Source organism: Streptomyces sp. M-16 (assembly GCF_052114405.1).
GTDB lineage: Bacteria > Actinomycetota > Actinomycetes > Streptomycetales > Streptomycetaceae > Streptomyces.
The window spans coordinates 38092-52893 of the sequence record NZ_JBFRER010000067.1 but is presented as its reverse complement, the minus strand read 5'-3'; the positions used below and the strand labels follow the sequence as shown (position 1 = coordinate 52893).

The 14802-nt window shown below is 74.3% G+C and carries 13 protein-coding genes; 7 read left to right on the top strand and 6 right to left on the bottom strand.

Features of this window, described 5'->3' with window-relative positions; translation table 11 throughout:
• Positions 1 to 88: 88 nt before the first annotated feature.
• The gene (locus tag AB4039_RS26855; RefSeq protein WP_371679560.1) at positions 89 to 1594 is read right to left on the bottom strand and encodes a hypothetical protein; all 1506 of its coding nucleotides are present in this window, start codon (positions 1592 to 1594) and stop codon (positions 89 to 91) included.
• A 117-nt stretch (positions 1595 to 1711) separates the two neighbouring features.
• Here AB4039_RS26855 and AB4039_RS26850 point away from each other — a divergent pair, with 117 nt between their 5' ends.
• From AB4039_RS26850 to AB4039_RS26840, 3 genes are read left to right on the top strand one after another with little or no spacing between them, the layout of a single operon-like run.
• On the top strand, positions 1712 to 2491 hold the full coding sequence (locus AB4039_RS26850) for a 5-oxoprolinase subunit PxpA (protein ID WP_266841488.1): 780 nt from the start codon (positions 1712 to 1714) through the stop codon (positions 2489 to 2491).
• Positions 2488 to 3105: a 5-oxoprolinase subunit B family protein gene (locus AB4039_RS26845; protein ID WP_442272000.1), complete on the top strand. Its 618-nt coding sequence runs from the start codon at positions 2488 to 2490 to the stop codon at positions 3103 to 3105. The genes AB4039_RS26850 and AB4039_RS26845 overlap by 4 nt, the downstream gene beginning before the upstream one ends.
• Complete coding sequence (locus AB4039_RS26840; RefSeq protein ID WP_442271999.1) at positions 3102 to 3986, top strand: biotin-dependent carboxyltransferase family protein; 885 nt, start codon at positions 3102 to 3104, stop codon at positions 3984 to 3986. The genes AB4039_RS26845 and AB4039_RS26840 overlap by 4 nt, the downstream gene beginning before the upstream one ends.
• A gap of 14 nt (positions 3987 to 4000) precedes the next feature.
• Here AB4039_RS26840 and AB4039_RS26835 read toward each other — a convergent pair whose 3' ends face one another.
• The 4 genes from AB4039_RS26835 to AB4039_RS26820 all read right to left on the bottom strand — a co-directional run bounded on the left by AB4039_RS26835 (position 4001) and on the right by AB4039_RS26820 (position 8470).
• On the bottom strand, positions 4001 to 4537 hold the full coding sequence (locus tag AB4039_RS26835; RefSeq protein ID WP_266837714.1) for a GNAT family N-acetyltransferase: 537 nt from the start codon (positions 4535 to 4537) through the stop codon (positions 4001 to 4003).
• A gap of 587 nt (positions 4538 to 5124) precedes the next feature.
• A complete protein-coding gene (locus AB4039_RS26830; protein WP_266837716.1) occupies positions 5125 to 5595 on the bottom strand; it encodes a DUF2867 domain-containing protein in 471 nt (156 codons plus the stop codon).
• Positions 5596 to 6262: 667 nt separating this feature from the next.
• Positions 6263 to 7660 (bottom strand): HEAT repeat domain-containing protein, encoded by a 1398-nt coding sequence (locus AB4039_RS26825; RefSeq protein ID WP_266837718.1) that lies wholly within the window; start codon positions 7658 to 7660, stop codon positions 6263 to 6265.
• Positions 7661 to 8002: 342 nt separating this feature from the next.
• On the bottom strand, positions 8003 to 8470 hold the full coding sequence (locus AB4039_RS26820) for an ankyrin repeat domain-containing protein (RefSeq protein ID WP_266837720.1): 468 nt from the start codon (positions 8468 to 8470) through the stop codon (positions 8003 to 8005).
• A gap of 329 nt (positions 8471 to 8799) precedes the next feature.
• On the opposite strand from AB4039_RS26820, the gene AB4039_RS26815 reads away from it, so the two are divergent.
• Positions 8800 to 8994 carry a hypothetical protein gene (locus tag AB4039_RS26815; RefSeq protein WP_007262923.1) on the top strand — a complete coding sequence of 65 codons (195 nt, stop codon included), beginning with the start codon at positions 8800 to 8802 and terminating at the stop codon, positions 8992 to 8994.
• Between the two features lie 50 nt (positions 8995 to 9044).
• Entirely contained in the window at positions 9045 to 10682 is a 1638-nt protein-coding gene (locus AB4039_RS26810; RefSeq protein ID WP_266837722.1) for a hypothetical protein, read from the top strand.
• Positions 10683 to 10706: 24 nt separating this feature from the next.
• On the opposite strand, the gene AB4039_RS26805 is transcribed toward AB4039_RS26810, so the two are convergent.
• Entirely contained in the window at positions 10707 to 12209 is a 1503-nt protein-coding gene (locus AB4039_RS26805; protein ID WP_266837724.1) for an SCO1417 family MocR-like transcription factor, read from the bottom strand.
• Positions 12210 to 12414: 205 nt separating this feature from the next.
• On the opposite strand from AB4039_RS26805, the gene AB4039_RS26800 reads away from it, so the two are divergent.
• Both AB4039_RS26800 and AB4039_RS26795 read left to right on the top strand, forming a co-directional pair.
• Positions 12415 to 13185: a glycerophosphodiester phosphodiesterase family protein gene (locus AB4039_RS26800; RefSeq protein WP_266837726.1), complete on the top strand. Its 771-nt coding sequence runs from the start codon at positions 12415 to 12417 to the stop codon at positions 13183 to 13185.
• A 66-nt stretch (positions 13186 to 13251) separates the two neighbouring features.
• Positions 13252 to 14619, top strand: coding sequence for an MFS transporter (locus tag AB4039_RS26795; RefSeq protein ID WP_442271998.1), 1368 nt, complete (start codon positions 13252 to 13254; stop codon positions 14617 to 14619).
• Positions 14620 to 14802 lie beyond the last annotated feature (183 nt).

Genomic DNA, 14802 nt, shown 5'->3' with positions numbered 1-14802 from the left:
GGCCCGTCCTCGGCCTGGGCCAGATCCGGGGCCTGGGCCAGGGACGGAGCCAGGGCCGGGCCCCGGACCTCGGCCGGAGCCGGAGGGGTCACGACGCCTCCGCGCGGTCGGCCGCCATGCCGGCGGCGTCCAGGAGGGCCGTGCCGACGATGAGGTCAGCACCGCCGAACTCCGGGTCGTCGAGCTCGGTGCCGTCGTCCACCGCGAACAGCATCCGCTCCTCGCCCTGGCGGTACGCCGTGCCCACCGCCGGGCTCGCGGCGTGGACGGCCAGCAGGGCCACCAGGTAGGGCAGGTCCGGGTCGTCGCGCCGGGCCTCGGCGAGCAGCCCGGACAGCCGGCGCGGGGCGTCGTGCGGGAGGTCCAGGAGCCGGGTCGCGCGGGCGAGCTGCTCCTCGCTGAAGCGGCTGTCGTCGGGGGTGGCGATCAGGTCGGGCTCCGGCATCTCCACGCCGAGGTGCTCCCGCTCCACTGGCGGGGTCAGCAGGATCTCCACCAGGTCGGCGACCCGGACCGAGACGGGGGTGCGCAGCCCGGTGCCCGCGGCGAAGAAGGCGTCGGTGACCCGGGTGGCCCGCTCCAGCGGCAGCGGCAGCAGGGGGGCCACGAGCTGCCCGTAGAGGTCGATGCCGGAGCGCGGGGCGGGCGCGGCGAAGGCCTGGCGGTCCTGTTCGGCGCGGAAGAGCGGGCCGGCGTCGAGCAGCCGGGACTGGAGCTGGGTGTGCCGGCGGATGCAGTCCTTGACGATGTCGACGAGCTCGGCCGCGCGCCGCTTGTTGTCGGGGTCCTCCGCCTCGTCGCGCGCCTTGCGGATGTTGGTGAGGATCGCGTTCTCGTGCCGGTAGCGGTCGGCGACGTGGTCGAGGGCCTCGGCGATCATGTCCGGGACGGCCTGGAGCCAGTCCACGGCGCGGACGTTGCGCCGGGTCGCGTCGAGGGTGCGGCGCAGCGTCTCCGCGTACTGGACGGTGCGGTAGCGGGCCTGCTCGGCGGCGAGCTGCGCGTCCGCGAGCCGGCCGCGGCTGATCAGCACCTCCAGCTTGACCTCGGCGGCGATCTGCGCGCTGGTGACGTCCGTGTCGAGCGCGCCGACGAGGACGTTGACCGCCTCGTCGGTGGTGCGCAGGTACACCGCGCCGCCGTAGCCCGGGACCTCCTCGATCAGCTTGAAGTCGTAGTCGCGCCGGACGTACACGCCGTCCGGGCCGAAGGTGCCGTAGATCGCGCGGAAGCCGCGGTCCACACTGCCCACGTTGATCAGGTTCTCCAGCACCCAGCGCGCGACGCGCTCGTGCTCGGCCGCCGGGCGCGCGGGGGCCTGGGCGGCGACGCGCGGCAGCAGGCGGGCCACTATCTGCTCGTGGTCGGCCCCGGTGTCGAAGTCCATGTTGAGCGTGACCAGGTCGATCGCCGACAGCGCCACCTCAGCCATGGCGTAGACCCCGTACTCGCCGGCCAGATTGGCCTTGCGGACGTCGAGGTCGTGCAGCGGGGCGGTGCAGGCGAGGGCGCGCAGCCGACGGGCCAGGCCCTCGTCGGCGGCGGGGCCCGGCGCCGGGGACGCGAGGGTCTTCGCCGGGGCAGGGAGAGTCACGACGGAAAGACTAGGCGGTGTCACGGACAACATCCCAAACGGCATGGTTCGGCCGGATCGTCCCCGCCGTCGTGGAGGGACGCGCGTGCCCTGTTCTACGCTCGCCGCATGGCTTCCATGATCACATCTCCCGCGGCCCCGATCGACCTCAACGCCGACCTGGGCGAGGGCTTCGGACGGTGGACGCTGACCGACGACGCGGCCCTGCTGTCCGTGGTCACGAGCGCCAACGTGGCCTGCGGCTTCCACGCCGGCGATCCCTCGATCATGCACCGGGTCTGCGAGCTGGCCGCCGAACGCGGCGTACGCATCGGCGCGCAGGTCTCGTACCGCGATCTGGCGGGCTTCGGACGGCGTTCGATGGACGTGCCGCCGGGGGAGCTGGCGGACGAGGTCGCCTACCAGATCGGGGCCCTGGAGGTGTTCGCCCGCGCCGCCGGGTCCCGGGTGTCGTACGTGAAACCGCACGGCGCCCTCTACAACCGGACCGTCCACGACGCGGCCCAGGCGGGCGCGGTCGTCGCCGGGGTCCGGCTCGCGGCCGGGGAGGCCGGGCTGCCGGTGCTGGGGCTGCCCGGGTCGCTGCTCCTCGCCGCCGCCGGGGAGGCCGGGCTGGAGCCCGTACCGGAGGCCTTCGCCGACCGGGCGTACACGACCGGCGGGACGCTGGTCCCGCGCGGCGAGCCGGGGGCGGTGGTCCAGGACCCGGACGCGGTGGTCGCGCGGGCGGTGGGGATGGCCGCCGAGGGCTCCGTGACCGCCGCCGACGGGAGCCGGATCGCCGTGGCCGCCCGCTCGCTGTGCGTGCACGGGGACACCCCGGGGGCGGCGGAGCTGGCCCGGCGGGTCCGGGACGCGCTGGTCGCGGCCGGGGTGCGGGTGGAGGCCTTCGCGTGAGGGCCCTGGTGGTGGGGGCGCGGGCCCTGCTGGTCGAGGTGGACTCGGCGAACGAGGTCGCCGCGCTCCACGCCGAGCTGCTGCGCCGGCGGGACGCGGGCGAGCTGGACGGCGTACGGGAGGTGGTGCCGGCCGCCCGGACCGTGCTCCTGGACGGCGTGCGGCGGCCGGCCGCGCTGGCGGCCCGGATCGCGGGCTGGGAGGTGCCGCCGCTCGCCGAGACCGAGGGGCCGCTGGTCACCGTCCCCGTACGGTACGACGGCCCGGACCTCGCGGAGGTGGCCGCGGCCTGGGGCGTGGCGCGGGACGAGGTCGCGGGGCTGGTCGGCGGCACCGTCTTCCGGGTGGCCTTCTGCGGGTTCGCGCCCGGCTTCGGCTACCTGACGGGGCTGCCGGAGCGGCTGTGGCTGCCCCGGCGCGCCACGCCCCGGACGGCCGTCCCGGCGGGTTCGCTGGCGCTGGCCGGGGAGTACGCGGGGGTCTACCCGCGCTCCTCCCCCGGCGGCTGGCAGCTGATCGGGTCGGCCGACGCGGTGCTGTGGGACCCGGCGCGGGAGCCCGCGGCGCTGTTCGCGCCCGGGGTACGGGTGCGGTTCACGGAGGCGGGGGCATGACGGAGCTGCTGGTGCTGCGGGCGGGCGCCCTGACCACCCTCCAGGACCTGGGCCGCCCGGGGTACGCCCACCTGGGCGTACCCCGCTCGGGCGCCCTGGACACCGCCGCGCACGCCCTGGCCAACCGGCTGCTGGGCAACCCGGCCGGTGCCGCGACGCTGGAGACCACCCTCGACGGGGTCACGCTGCGCGCCCTGTCCCCGGTCACGGTGGCCGTGACCGGGGCTCCCTGCGCGGTACGGGTCTGCGGGCGCCCGGCGGCCTGGGGTGCGCCGGTCCGGCTGCGGGCGGGGGCGGAGCTTGACGTGGGCCGGGCGGAGTCCGGGCTGCGCGGCTACGTCGCGGTACGGGGCGGGTTCGCCGTCCCGCCGGTGCTGGGCAGCCGCGCGACGGACCTGCTCTCGGGGCTGGGCCCGCCGGTGCTGACGGCCGGGACGGTGCTGCCGGTGGGACCCCCGGGGCCCGGCCCGGTGTCCGGGGCGGACGCCCTGCGGGTGCCGGCGGCCCCCGGGGCCCCGGGGGTCCCGGGCGAGCTGGTGCTCCCGCTGCGGCCGGGGCCGCGCGCCGACTGGTTCACGGGGGCTTCGCTTGCCCGGCTGCTGACCGCGCGCTACCGGGTCTCGGCGGCGTCCAACCGCATCGGCCTGCGCACCGAGGCGGGCCCGCCGCTCGCCCGCGCCCGGGGCGGGGAGCTGCCGAGCGAGGGGATGGTGCTGGGCGCGGTGCAGGTGCCCCCGGACGGCCTGCCGGTGGTGTTCCTGGCCGACCACCCGGTGACCGGGGGCTACCCGGTAGTCGGCGTGGTCCCGGAGGGCCCTGCCCTGGACGCTGCGGCCCAGGCGCGTCCGGGGGTGGGGGTGCGGTTCGTGGGAATGGGGTGAGGGGCGGGGAGGGGCTACCGGGGGGCGCCGGCCAGCCGGTAGAGCACGTTGCGGCGCAGCGGGCCCTCGGGGACATCGGGGTCGTCGAAGTCCCCGGCCGGGTCGTACGTCATCCCGACGCGCCGCATCACCGCCTGTGAGGGGAGATTGGTGGCCGCCGTCACCGCGAGGACCTCGGGCAGGGCGAGGACGTCCAGCCCGAAGGACACGACGGCCAGGCCGGCTTCGGTGGCGAACCCCTGCCCCCAGGCGGAACGGGCCAGCCGCCAGCCGGCCTCCACCCCGGTGAAGGGCATGCGCTCGTCGACGGGGTCCAGCCCGGCGAGTCCGATGAACTCCCCGGTGGCCACCACCTCGACGGCCCACCAGCCCCAGCCCCGCCCTTCCAGGCCCGCCTGGAAGCGGGCGGCGGACGCCGCGCTCTGCTCGGGCGTGAGCACGCCGGAAAAGTACCTGCGGACCTCCGGATCGGCGTTCATCGCGGCCCAGGGCCCGATGTCGGACTCCCGCCACCCACGCAGCACCAGACGCTCGGTCTTCAGCTCGTACATCCGGCCAACGTAGCGGGGCGGGTCGGGGGCGGGGGCGGGGGGACTCGACCTGGTCCGGGTCAGGAAGGCTTTGGGGTTTCCCGTCAGTCTCATCGTCCTTCCGTGGCGGGACGGGCCGTCAAGGGCGCTCCTTCGTCGCGTCGCTTCGCGATGGCCTTCGGCCACCCTTGACAGCCCGTCCCGCCACGGAATGCCAAAGACTGTCGGGAAACCCCCAAAAGAACGGTCCACGGGGAAGTGAGGGAGGGGCGGGCATCCCAGAGATGCGCGACCCCTCCCCGCCCGGTCCCGCATCCGGCCCCGAACGGCCATCGGTCCACGGCCCGGGGAATCCAGACCGCATGAAAGGGCGACCAGACCGCCCGGCCACTCCCACACGCACCGGATCGCTACGCGCTTCGCATGTCTCAGCGTCCGGCGGCCGTCCTGGGCCGATACCCGCACCGAAGGACGATCGGATGAGCCTGGAGGCCCGACAGGCGCGTCGGATCGCTACGCGCTTCGCACGGCATGGCGTCCGCCGGCCGTCTGGGGCTGGTACTCGCACGGAGGGACGACCGGATGGACCGCACTCGGCAGGTGAACGGCTAGGAAGCCGCCCGGGCGAGCATGGAGGCGACGATGAGGTGGTGGAAGGGCTCGATGAGCCTGAAGTAGAGGCGGCCGACCGGTCGGTTGAAGCGGACGACCGTGGTGCAGACGCCTTCCAGGCCCGATCCATCGGGCTTGGGCCGCACCGCGAACGAGGCGCGGAAGTTCAAGTGCTTGTCGTCGTCGCCGCAGAGGATCTCGTCCTCGCCGACCTCCAGGACTCTGAAGGGCCCCTTCTTGACTCCCGGCTCGATGCGGGTGTCCTGTGCCGGGCCGCGGTCCTGTGCCCGCAGCCCGAAGGGGGCGACGAGCCTGTCGCGTACGGCCATCAGCCGGCCCGCCCACCGTGGAGAGTTCGACAGCAACAACCGGGTGAAGCCTTCGGCGTTCGTGCCCGGGGGGAGGTCGACGGCCACCGCGTCGACGTGGTCGTACGACCCGAGACTGGCGCCTGCCGCTTGCACCACGGGTACGACATTCCTGCGAACTGCCTTGGTCATGAGCCCATTGGCTCACACGTCTCCCGACCCGCTCACCCCGGGGCTGTTCGCGACCGTTCGCAGTCGGGCAGCTCATGTCCAGCCCCAGACGGGCGGCGGACGCCAAGCCGGGAGAAGCGCGTAGCGATCCGACGCGCCTGCCGGGCCTCCAGGCTCATCCGATCGTCCTTCGGTTCGGGTATCGGCCCAGGACGGCCGCCGGACGCTGAGACGTGCGAAGCGCGTAGCGATCTGACGCGTCAGGGCCTGGGAACGGGTCTGCCGGACGGTCAGGTCGCCCTGTCGGGTGGTCTGGCGGCACCCGGCCCGGAATCCGATGGATATCGGCCCGCATCTCGGGTCTGCCCAGGCGGGGAGGGCTCGCGCATCTCTGGCTGGCCCCCATGCCATTGCTTCCCTCCCGGCCGTTTCCCTGGGGGCTTCCCGGCAGTCTTTGGCATTCCGTGGCGGGACGGTCGGTCAAGGGTGGCCGAAGGCCATCGCGAAGCGACGCGACGAAGGAGCGCCCTTGAGGGACCGTCCCGACACGGAAGGACAGTGGACTGGCGGGACGCCCCCAGCACTCTTCCGACCCGGGCCGAGGGAGCACCGCCCACCCCACCCCGCCCCCCCCGGGGCCAGTCCCCGACCGCCCCTACACCGCCGACTCCGGGGCGATGCGGCTGCGGACCGCCGACTGGACGTCCTCTTCCTCCGCCGGGTCCGCCGCGAGGCGGCGCAGGCGGGGGGCGACGCGGGCGTCGGCCGTCTCCGCGTGGCGGGCGGCCACCTCGCGGGTGGTCTCCTCGCAGTCCCAGAGGCACTCGACGGCGAAGCCGGCCGCGAAGGACGGGTCCGTGCTGGCCAGGGCGCGGGCGGCACGCCCGCGCAGGTGGGAGGAGGCCGTCTCGCGGTAGACGTGCCGCAGTACCGGGGCCGCGCAGCCGATGGAGAGCCGGCCCGCGCCGTCGACGAGGGCGAACAGCCGGACGGTGTCGGGGCCCGAGCCCCGCACGGTGGAGCGCAGGGCGCCGAGGACGAGGCCGGCGTCGTCGGCTCCGCCGCGGGCGGCCAGGAGGGCCGCGGCGGCCGCTCCCAGGGCGTCGGGGCGGTGTACCCAGAGCCGGGCCCGGTCGAGGGCGGCGGGGCCGCACATGCGCTCGTAGGCGGCCACGGCGGGCTCGTCCCCGGCGGCTTCGATGAGGTCCAGGACGGCCGGGTTCTCCGGTTCGGCGAGGACCAGGTGGTGCAGGGCGGTCGCGCGGGCGGCCTCGCCGTCGGCTCCGGCGGCGGCCGCGAGGACGGCGGGGCGGTCCTCGGGTGCGGCCACGGCGGCGAGGCAGCGCGCGGCGGGCACGTGCAACGGGGTGCCGCGGCGCAGGCCGTCGGCCGCCCAGTCGAAGACGGCCTGTACGCCCCAGCCGGGGCGGGGCCCGCTCGGGGTCAGCTGGCGCTGCCAGCGGTCGAAGGAGCCCTGCTGGCGGGCGGCGCGCAGGCGCTCCCCGTACAGCGGGGACTCCTCCCACAGGCACCACGGGCGCGGCTCGTAGGCGTCGCGGACGGCGGCGGCGAGCCGGGCTTCGCCCTCGGGGGTGGAGGGGAACCGGGCGAGGACGGGGTCGGCGAGGGAGCGCAGCCCCTCGTCGTCGTCGCGCAGGGCGAGCTCGTCCAGGGCCCACGCCCAGTTGGCGCCGGAGGCGGCGTAGCGGCGCAGCAGCGCGATCGCGTCGTCGCGGCCGTACGAGGCCAGGTGGCCGAGGACGGACAGGGCGAGGCCGGTGCGGTGGTCCTCTTCGTCGACGAGGTCGTCGGGGCTGAAGAGGTGGGCCTCGATCGCGCCGAGGGGGCCGTCGAGGTCCAGGTACAGGCGGGCGTAGTACAGGGAGCGGTTCTCGACCTGCCAGTCCTGGCGCGGGTCGCGGAGCACGCACTGGTCCAGGGCCGCGAGGGCCTCGGACCGGGGCGCCGCGAGCGCGTGCAGCGTGCCGTCGCCGCGGCCCCGCTGGAGGAGCCCGAGCAGGGTGCCGCTTGGCGCTATGACTGGTTCGAACATGGGAATGGCCTCAAATCAAGCTGGGGACGCAACCGGGAATCGGGATTCACAGAGCCGCGTAACAGCATGTGAGGACGTCCGCCGTCATGTTCCGCTCGATGTAGACCATTGCCTTCTCACTCTCGTCGGTGCTTCGCGACCCTGGCGGCCGGTGCGGCAGGGGGTGGGTGTGGACACCCTTCGTGTCCAGCCCGCTCCTGCCCGTCCGTCATGTCCGCGAATCGAATCCGACGCCATGATGACCCAGGCGGTTTGTGTGCCGCGACCACATTTAAGGCCGCCGTGACCAAGCCGTGAGGTCTCGGCCCGGTCCTGGCCGGGCGCGGCCCGGAAAAAACCGGATTACCGGGCTCCGAAGAGTTCCAGCAGGTCGGCCTTGGCGAACATGCGGGCGGTGTCCACGGCGGAGGGGGTTCCGGCGTGCGGGTCGGCCCCGCCGGCGAGCAGTGCGCGGATGACCGCCTCCTCGCCCTTGAAGACCGCTCCGGCGAGGGGGGTCTGGCCGCGGTCGTTGGCGCGGTCGGCCTCGGCGCCGCGGGCCAGCAGCACCGTGACGGCGTCGGCGTGGCCGTGGTAGGCGGCGAGCATCACGAGGGTGTCGCCGCGGTCGTTGGTGAGGTTCGCGGGCACCCCGGCGTCGAGGTAGGCGGTCAGCGTCCCGGTCTCGCCCTGGCGGGCGAGGTCGAAGATCTTGGTGGCCAGCTCGATGACGTCCGCGTCGGGAACGCCGGCCGCGTCGGCCGCCTGCGCCGCGCCGTCCGCGTTGGCCGCATCGGCCGCGTTGGCCGCGTTTTCGTCGGTGCTGCTCATCACTCGTGCCGCCTTTCACTCGCTACTTGTCGCTCGCCGCTTCGGCAAGAGTTTCCCCAGGCCGGGCGGGCCGTGGGGTGCACGGCACTGCGTCCGTACGGGTGAATCGTCAGGGTAGCGCCCGGTGCGGGACATGAGGGGGCCGGTCCGAGGCAAGGATGCCGGTCGGCGGCGTGCGCACACCCTGCGCGGCGGACGCGCCAGTCAGGGTGGGCCGGTCCGGTGAAAAAGATCAGGATTCACCCGTATGCACCTTTTGTCGCATTGATACTTCCTGTGAGCCTGGAAGAACTGATGGTGACCGTCCCCACCCACCAGGAGAACGTCTCATGGTCCTGTCCATCTCAGGTGTCGTCCTGCTCGGCATCATCTGCTTCCTCTTCTTCAAGAAGGACGGGATGAAGCTGACGCACGCCTTCGTCTGCGCCCTCTTCGGCTTCTTCCTCGCCGGCTCCGCCATCGCCCCCAGCATCACGGCGAGCACTGCGAGCCTCGCGAGCCTGCTCGGCGGGATCAAGCTCTAGACCGCCCCGACCCGCACCGTCCCGCACCACCACAACTCCAGGAGACGACCGTGGCACGGCGCCCACTCCCCCGAATCATCAGCAGCGGCACCGCGTCGCTCGCCCGGGGCCGCGACTTCGCTCGCACGGCCGCCGACAGCGCCACGGACGTCCTCCATCCGCTCCTCACCATCGGGCGCGGTCTGCGCATCCTGGCCGCGGCCGGCCGGCGGAAGTGGACCGCGACCCCCAAGGACAAGCGGGGTCCCGCGCTCTTCCTGGGAGCCGCCTGCGTCCTCGTGGTCGCGCTCCTCCCCTACGGCCCCCTCGCCGCCCTGATCTCCCTCATGGCGGCGGCGGCCTGGCAGGGACGCGACCGCACCCCGGTGAAGACCGGGCCCAGTGACGCCGAGACCGAACGGCTCGGAGCCCTCTACGAGGCCCTCGTGCCGTACTTCTCCCTCCCCGATGACCCGAGTCCGCTCTTCGCCCACGGCGGGAACTGGGACGAGGCCTTCAGCGAATACGCCTTCGACGAGGCCGGCCGGGTCACCCGGCTCCGCATCCGCTACCCCGCCTACTTCACCGACGGCGAGGCCGCCTCCCGGGCCCGGATCGAGGCCCTGCTGCACGCCAAGTCCGGGCGCGGGCGGGAGTACCGCTTCGACTGGGACGAGGAGGCCAACCAGCTCGACCTGCGCGTACTGGCCGCGCTGCCCACCGGTATCGCGGCCCAGCCCTTCGTGACCTCCCCGGGCGAGACCGTCCTCGGCTTCACCGACCCGGCGGGGGTCCGGCGCACCCTGCCCGTGGTCGTGGACGACGACCCCCGCGACGAGCCGCCCGTGGTCTGGCGCACCGGCCCCCGCTCCGCCGAACCGCACCTGCTGGCCGTCGGCCAGCCCGGCAGCGGCACTTCCAGCCTGCTGCGCTCGATCGCCCTCCAGGCCCTGCGCCACGGCGGCGACGTCATGATCGTCGAGGGCGGCGGCAGCGGCGAGTACTCCTGCCTGTCCGGCCGCGCGGGCGTACTGGCCGTCGAGTGCGGGCCGAGCGGGGCGCTGGCCACCGTCGAGTGGGCCGCGCACGAGACCGAACGGCGCCTGATCGCCACCCACCGGGCCCACGAGGCGGGCCTGCCGGCCCCCGAGGACACCCGGCGCCCGCTGTGGATCCTGCTGGACCGGCCCAGCGTGCTCGGACACCTCGCGGCCGCCGAGGGCCGCCCCGACCCCCTGGCGCAGCTCCAGGTGCCGCTGCGGCACGGGCGCGCCGCGCACGTCACGGTGGTGGTGGCCGAGCAGTTCGACCACCTGGAGCTGCTGAACGACGCCGTCTGGCAGCACACCCGGGCCCGCGTGGTCCTGGGGCCCGCCTCCGTCCAGCAGATCACCGACGTCCTCGGGCTGCCCCCGCACACCACCCCGCCGGCGCAGCCGCCGCCTGGCCGCGGGTACGCCCGGCTCGGTACGGGGCCGGTGCACCGGCTCCAGGTGCCCGCGACGCCGGACCCGTACGACGACGGCACGCACCCGGGCCACCGTCAGGCGGTCATGGAGCTGCTCCCGGAGCGGCAGGCGCCGGGTGCGGGCGGCGGGGAGGACCACGTGACCCTGTCCAAGGCGCTCCGGCTCCAGCCCCCCGCGCAGGCGCCGGGTCCGTCGATCGACGCCTCGGAGATCCCGGAGGTGGCGGCGGAGGCCCCGTAGGCCGACACCGACACCCCCGGGCCGCTACGCGACGAACGTGCGCGGGGGCTCCGCGCCGCTGCCGCCCGCTCCGGTGCCGACCAGGTGGGCCGCCGCGGCGAGCCGGGCGGCGGCCTCCTCGGCCACCGGGCCGCCCACGGTGAACGGCAGCCGTACGTACCCCTCGAAGGCCCCGTCCACCCCGAACCGGGGGCCGGAGGGGACGCGGACCCCGACCCGCTCCCCCACCTCGGCCAGCCGGGAGCCGGACAGGCCGCCCGCGCGGGCCCACAGGGTCAGCCCGCCCCGCGGTACCTCGAACTCCCACTCCGGCAGCTCCCGGCGGACCGCGGCGACGAGCGCGTCCCGGTTGTCCCGGGCCTGCTCCCGGCGGATTCCGACGGCCTCCTCCCAGCCGCCGGTCCGCATCAGCCAGTTCACGGCGAGCTGCTCCAGCACCGGCGTGCCGAGATCGGCGTAGGCGCGCGCGGCGACGAGGCTGCGGATCACGTCCGGGGCCGCGCGGACCCAGCCGATCCGCATACCGGCCCAGAAGGCCTTGCTGGCGGAGCCGACGGTGATCACGGTGGAGCCGGCGGGGTCGAAGGAGCAGACCGGGCGCGGCATCCGCAGGTCGGGGTCCAGCCGGAGTTCCGCCATCGTCTCGTCGGCGATGAGCACGGTGCCGGCGGAACGGGCGGCCTCGACCATGGCCCGGCGCTGGTCCTCGGAGGCCAGCGCGCCGGTGGGGTTGTGGAAGTCGGCGACGACGTAGGCCAGGCGCGGGGCGGCGTCGCGCAGCACCTGCCGCCAGACGTCCATGTCCCAGCCGCTCAGGCCGTCCGCCATGGCCACGGGCACCAGGCGCACCCCGGCGGCGCGCATGAGCTGGAGGATGTTGGCGTAGGAGGGGGATTCGACGGCGATCCGCTCGCCCCGGCCCGCGAAGAGGCTGCAGATGGCGTCGATGGCGCCCATCGCTCCGGTGGTGACCATGATCTGCTCCGGCATGGTCGGGATGCCGCGTTCGGTGTAGCGGTCGGCGAGCATCCGGCGCAGCGCGGGCAGTCCGGCCGGGTAGTCGCCGTGGGTGTGCGCGTAGGGCGGGAGTTCCTCCAGGGCGCCCTGGACGGCCTTGGTGAGCCAGGGCTCGGGGGCCGGGAGGGCCGCGCAGCCGAGGTCGATCATCGAGCCGAGGGATTCGGGCGGGAGCGGTTCCAGGCCCCGGGCGGGGAGCGGGTTCCCGGCCGGTACGGAGGTCCAGCTGCCGGCGCCCCGGCGGGATTCCAGGAAGCCCTCCCCGCGCAGGGCCTCGTAGGCGGCGGCGACGGTGGTCCGGCTGAGGGAGAGGGCGACGGCCAGTTCGCGCTCGGCGGGCAGCCGGGCGGCCACGGGGACGCGGCCTTCGAGGACGAGCAGCCGGATGCCGTCGGCCAGGGTGCGGTAGGCGGGTGACTTGCGGGCACCGGGCGCGCCGGGGCGGTCCTGCTGCGAGGTGATGAGACGGGCGAGCTGTGCGGCACCGACCGCTGAGGTCCACTGAGCCATGGCGTCCGGTCCACCTTCATCGAATTGGCCTCGGCGGGCGGGGTCCGGGGCCGGTATTGGATTGGTTCCGCGGCCCCAGACTGCCATGGTGGGGTCCGTCCGGGCCAGAGGGGGTGGGCGGGACCGGCTGCCCGCGGCAGACCCGTTCACCCCGTGGCCACGCGTCCGCTGCCGTCCCGGTGAGCACAGCGGGCATACTGCGCCCGTGACTCACGTACGCCTGCGCCATCCGTATCTGGACCACCCCGCTCCGATTCCCTTCGCCCACCGGGGCGGGGCGGCGGACGGGCTGGAGAACACCGCCGCCGCCTTCCGCCGGGCGGCCGCCGCCGGGTACCGGTACTTCGAGACCGATGTGCACGCGACGGCGGACGGGAAGCTCGTGGCCTTCCACGACGCGACCCTGGACCGGGTCACCGACGGGCAGGGCCGGATCCGCGAGCTGCCCTGGAGCCGGGTGCGCGAGGTGCGGGTCGCGGGGACCGAGCCGCTGCCGCTGTTCGAGGAGCTGCTGGAGGAGTTCCCCGAGGCCCGCTGGAACGTGGACATCAAGGACGAGTCGGCCCTGCACCCGCTGGTGAACCTGGTCGCGCGGGCCGGCGTCTGGGACCGGGTGTGCGTGGGGTCCTTCTCGGAGAGCCGCGTGGCCCGGGCGCAGAAGATCGCCGGTCCGCGGCTCGCGACCTCGTACGGGGTGCGCGGGGTGGTGGGGCTGCGGCTGCGCTCGTTCGCGATCCCGGCGGCGCTGCGCGTGGGCGCGGTGGCGGCGCAGGTGCCGGAGACCCAGGCGGGCATCCGGGTGGTCGACCGGCGCTTCGTACGGACCGCGCACGAACGGGGACTCCAGGTGCACGTCTGGACCGTGAACGAACCGGAACGCATGGAGTCTCTGCTGGACCTGGGTGTCGATGGCATCATGACCGACCGGATCGACATCTTGCGGACGGTGCTGGACCGGCGCGGGGCCTGGGCCTGACGGGCCCGCGGGCCGCCGTGCCCGGTGCGGCGGCCGACGCGTACGGGGACCAGCGAGGGGGCGCTCATGACCGAGCGGACGGAAACACAAGCGGAATCCGGCGAGGACGACGGCAGAGCCGTCGCGCGCCGGCGGGAACAGCACGGCTGGTACTTCTACGACTTCGCCTGCTCGGTGTACTCGACGAGCGTGCTCACGGTGTTCCTCGGCCCGTACCTGACCGCCGTGGCCAAGGCCGCGGCGGACGCCGAGGGCTACGTCCACCCGCTGGGGATCCCGGTCCGGGCCGGCGCCTACTTCGCCTACGCCGTGTCGGCCTCGGTGATCGTGGCGGTGCTGATCATGCCGCTGGTCGGGGCCGTGGCGGACCGGACGGGCCGCAAGAAGCCGCTGCTGGCGGCGGCCGCGTACACGGGGGCCACGGCGACGGCCGGGATGTTCTTCCTCGGCGGCGACCGCTACCTGCTGGGCGGGCTGCTGCTGGTCGTGGCGAACGCCTCGCTCTCGCTGTCGATGGTGCTCTACAACGCCTACCTGCCGCAGATCTCCACCCCGGACGAGCGGGACACCGTCTCCTCGCGAGGCTGGGCCTTCGGCTACACCTCGGGCGCGCTGGTGCTGGTGCTGAACCTGGTGCTGTTCCAGGGCCACGACTCCTTCGGGCTCTCCGAGGGCACGGCCGTCCGGATCTGCCTGGCGTCCGCGGGGCTGTGGTGGGGCGCCTTCACGGTGATCCCGCTGCGCCGGCTCCGGGACCGGACGGTGGTGCGGGAGGCGGGCGCGGGTCCGGCCGTCAGCGGGTGGAAGCAGCTGGTGACGACCTTGAAGGACATGCGGCGCTATCCGCTGACGCTGTCCTTCCTGCTGGCGTACCTGATCTACAACGACGGCGTGCAGACCGTGATCTCCCAGGCGTCGGTGTACGGCTCGGAGGAGCTGGAGCTGGAGCAGTCCACGCTGATCGTGGCGGTGCTGCTGGTCCAGGTGCTGGCGGTGGCCGGCGCGCTGGCGATGGGCCGGCTGGCCGTCTCGTACGGGGCGAAGCGGACGATCCTCGGCTCGCTGGCCGCCTGGGCCCTCACGCTCGCGGCGGGATACTTCCTGCCGGCCCGGACGCCGGTGTGGTTCTTCGCCCTCGCCGCGATGATCGGGCTGGTGCTGGGCGGCAGTCAGGCGCTGTCGCGCTCGCTGTTCTCGCACCTGGTGCCGGCGGGCAAGGAGGCCGAGTACTTCTCCGCCTACGAGATGAGCGACCGCGGGCTGAGCTGGGTGGGACCCCTGGTCTTCGGCCTGACGTACCAGCTCACCGGCAGCTACCGGGACGCGATCATCTCGTTGGTGGTCTTCTTCGCACTGGGTTTCGTGCTGCTCGCGCGGGTGCCGGTGCGGCGCGCGGTGGAGGCGGCGGGGAATCCTGTTCCCCTGCGCGTCTGAGCGCGCTCCGGGGCCGGATCCGGCCCCGGAGGGCCCCGGACCCACGAACGAATTCCGAACGAATTTCGACGTTGAAGCAAAGGGCCGGTAGTGTACGCCTTTGGCCTGCCAGGCGGACCGTTACTGCGCACGCGCACAGCGTGGACGTTGGGTGACATCTGCTGCCAGATGTGACAAAACGGG